Genomic DNA, 3405 nt, shown 5'->3' with positions numbered 1-3405 from the left:
ACTTTATTGAGGCCCCTCAGCTTTGTTTTCAAGCCTAAACGGTTTTTAATTTTTAATCTCGTGACCCATGGTCAACTAATTTAGCCCAAACATCCCCAACGACTTGAATAACAAGCACAAGGATAACAACTAAGATAGTAGCAACTAAAGTCGTGTCATTTGCAAAACGGTTATATCCATATGAAATGGCCATGTTACCTAAACCACCGGCACCGATTGCTCCGGCCATTGCAGTTAAACCAACTAAACTAATTAAAGTAACAGTCGAAACTCTAATCAATTCTGGGAAAGCTTCATTAAGATAAATTCCTGAGATAATATCCCAGTTGGTTGATCCTAATGATTCAGCTGACTCAATTGTCCCCTTATTAACACTTTGTAACGCCACTTGAACTTGACGAGCGTAGAAAGGAAAGACACCCACTGACAATGGAACTAAAGCAGCAGTCGTACCGATTTGTGTTCCTACAATTTTTTGCGTTACAGGAGCAATGAAGGCCAATAAGATAATGAATGGAACTGCACGGAACAATGAAACAATCTTATCAACGATGTTAAAAATTACTTTATTAGGAATAATTCCATCATTATCAAACAAGACTAAGGCAACTCCGAAAATTAATCCGGCAATTCCACCAAAAATAGCTGACCAAAATGTCATGTATAAAGTTTGTACAATTGATGTCCACCAACCAGTTTCACCGTACCAACCTTGTTGCACAACGTTTGGGAAATTTGTAATAAACCATTCTTTCATTATGCTTCACCTCTCAATTCACTAACTTCAATATCTAGATTTTGAAGATATTCAATCGCTTGTTTGCGTTGAGTTTCTTCACCATTTAAATCAACAATCATAATTCCAACTGCTTCATCTCTGAATTTTTCAATATCAGCATAAACGATACTTGCTGCAATTTGGAATTTAGAATAAAGCTCAATAATAATTGGTTTCGAGATTTCTTGTGAGAAGTAAATCAATTTTACAAGATGACGGTTTTTGGTATCAATATTAAGTGATTTTAAAATTGAAAATGCATCAAAGTCTCCACCAACAATTTTACGAGTAACAGGGTTAGTTGATTTTACAAAAACATCAATTAAACTACCAAGATCAACTACCTTACCGGCGTCCATAATGGCAACTTGATCACAAATTCGTTTAATTGCATCCATTTCATGAGTAATTAAAATAACCGTTAACCCACGTTTTTGGTTTAAATCTTTAAGCAAGTCCAAAATTTGATTAGTATTTTCTGGATCAAGAGCTGATGTTGCTTCGTCAGAAATTAAAATTTTAGGGTCATTTGCCAGTGCTCTAGCGATTGCCACACGTTGTTGTTGTCCCCCAGATAGTTGAGCAGGAAAATGTTTAGTGTAATCAGATAGTCCAACATCTTTTAGAAGACTCTTTGCTTTAGCAGCGACATCTTTTTCTTTTAACCCCGCGTGTTTTAAAGCAAATTCAACGTTTTGTTGCACTGTTTTTTGTGACAATAAGTTGTAATGTTGGAAAATCATTCCAATTTTACGACGTTCCGTTCTTAATTGTTTTTCGTCAATAATTTCAACTTTTCCATCAGTATTTTTATAAACTGATTTACCAAAAACATCCACTTCACCACTAGTTGGTTTTTGAAGTAAGTTTACAGTTCGAACCAAGGTTGATTTACCAGCACCAGAATATCCGGCTATTCCAAAAATTTGTCCTTCTGGAATTCCAAATGATACATCTGATACAGCTTTAATTTGCTTTTTATCTTGGGTAAAATCGACCGATACGTTTTTGAATTCAACAATATTATCTGTCATTATTTTCTCCTTTTAGTTGTTTTTAAATAGGTGTAATTTTACAATTCTAGCTACTGCTTCCTGTAATCTTGCTGGACTAGTTAATAAGCCAATCCGAACAAATTTATCTCCAGCTTTTCCAAACCCTATTCCAGGTGCTACAGCAACGGCTGCTTGATCAAGCAATAGATTGGCAAAGCTTTCTGAAGTATAACCAGCAGGAACTGGCATCCATGAATAAAATGACCCCTTAGCCGGAGATGCATACCATCCAATTTTAGCTGCTGCACCTTCAAAAGCTTCACGGCGATCAGTATATAATTCGTTTAATTTAGCAACTGATGTTTGTAATTCTGATAAAGCCGCAATGGCAGCGTCTTGAATGGCAGGAAAGACACTCACCAAAAGATGATCTTGAATCAAATTAATTGCCTTAATCATATCAGGATTTCCAATTGCAAATCCTAGTCTCCAACCGGCCATGTTATAGGTTTTAGACATTGTGTAAATTTCGATTCCAACTTCTTTGGCACCTGGGGTTTGTAAGAAACTTAATGGTTTATTATGATAACCTAAAGTACCATATGCAAAATCATGTACAATTCCAATTTGATTTTCTTTAGCAAAGTTAACTGTTTCTTTGAAAAAATCAGAAGTTGCGATTGCTCCCGTCGGATTATTTGGATAGTTAAGGTATAGCAATTTTGCATCTTCTTTAACTTTACTATTAATCGTACCATAATCTGGCAAAAAATTATTTGCTTCCTCTAATGGAAATAAATTTAATTTAACTTTTGCTAGTTGCACTCCTGATAAGTAATCTGGATATCCTGGATCAGGCAATAACATCGTGTCACCTGGGTTCAAAATTGCAAGGGGAAACTCAACTAATCCTGTTTTCGACCCACCTAAAATTGCAATTTCAGCATCTGGATTTAAATCAACATCATATTCACGCTTATAAAAATCTGCGACTGCTTGTTTTAATGCTGGTAAACCATCAAACGGTGAATACTTGTGATTTTTAGGATTAGCAACGGCTGTTTGCATTGCTTTAACTGTATTATCAGGAGTTGGCTGATCTGGGTTAACTTAACCTAAATTAATTACATCTGCACCAGTTGCAATTTTTTCATTTACTTTTTGAACTAAAGTTGCAAAAAACTGAGTTAGTAACGATTGTAAAATTTTAGATTCTTGAAATTTCATCTGATTACCTCTTTAAACTTTATTTTAATAAACAAAAAAGCACTCATCCTATAATAAAAGGACGAATGCTTTCGTGGTACCACCTTAGTTTACAGAGACCATCACTGGAATCTGCCTCGTAAACTTCTCTGATGACGCGTCTCAATCAGAAAAATTTTGCTAAGATATCGGTAGCAATCCCGCCACTAGCTAATTACTAAAAACTCACTAGTGATTGATTTTAAGCCCATCTTCTTTATCTGCCCTTCATCTCTTTTCACCAAACAGAGACTCTCTTAGAAGTTTCAATAAATACTCAGCTCTACAATTTGTTTATTTGATTGTTATCATATTAAAGGTAATTTAAACATCTGTCAACAACAAATTTAGTTTTTTTATTTTACGCATAAAAAAAGACCTTAGCTT

The 3405-nt window shown here is 34.9% G+C and carries 2 protein-coding genes, 1 pseudogene and 1 other annotated feature; all 3 genes and pseudogenes read right to left on the bottom strand.

The features are described 5' to 3' along the window. Nucleotides 1-52: 52 nt before the first annotated feature. The 3 genes and pseudogenes from FD36_RS06205 to FD36_RS06195 all read right to left on the bottom strand — a co-directional run bounded on the left by FD36_RS06205 (nt 53) and on the right by FD36_RS06195 (nt 3000). A complete protein-coding gene (locus FD36_RS06205) occupies nt 53-757 on the bottom strand; it encodes a methionine ABC transporter permease (RefSeq protein ID WP_056958827.1) in 705 nt (234 codons plus the stop codon). Continuing rightward, the gene (locus FD36_RS06200) at nt 757-1812 is read right to left on the bottom strand and encodes a methionine ABC transporter ATP-binding protein (RefSeq protein ID WP_056958825.1); all 1056 of its coding nucleotides are present in this window, start codon (nt 1810-1812) and stop codon (nt 757-759) included. The genes FD36_RS06205 and FD36_RS06200 overlap by 1 nt, the downstream gene beginning before the upstream one ends. Before the next feature lie 12 nt (nt 1813-1824). After that, a pseudogene (locus tag FD36_RS06195) lies at nt 1825-3000 on the bottom strand (aminotransferase class I/II-fold pyridoxal phosphate-dependent enzyme). A 54-nt stretch (nt 3001-3054) separates the two neighbouring features. Continuing rightward, nucleotides 3055-3316, bottom strand: a binding site (T-box leader). Nucleotides 3317-3405: the final 89 nt, after the last annotated feature.

Source organism: Fructilactobacillus sanfranciscensis DSM 20451 (genome assembly GCF_001436035.1).
In the GTDB taxonomy this organism is placed as follows: domain Bacteria; phylum Bacillota; class Bacilli; order Lactobacillales; family Lactobacillaceae; genus Fructilactobacillus; species Fructilactobacillus sanfranciscensis.
The sequence above is the reverse complement of the archived record's forward strand: the minus strand, read 5'-3'. Positions and strand labels throughout refer to the sequence as shown.

Excerpts from the sequence above, each read along its gene's own strand:
- FD36_RS06205 (WP_056958827.1), bottom strand. The coding sequence starts at position 757 with ATGAAAGAATGGTTTATTACAAATTTCCCAAACGTTGTGCAACAAGGT.
- FD36_RS06200 (WP_056958825.1), bottom strand. The coding sequence starts at position 1,812 with ATGACAGATAATATTGTTGAATTCAAAAACGTATCGGTCGATTTTACC.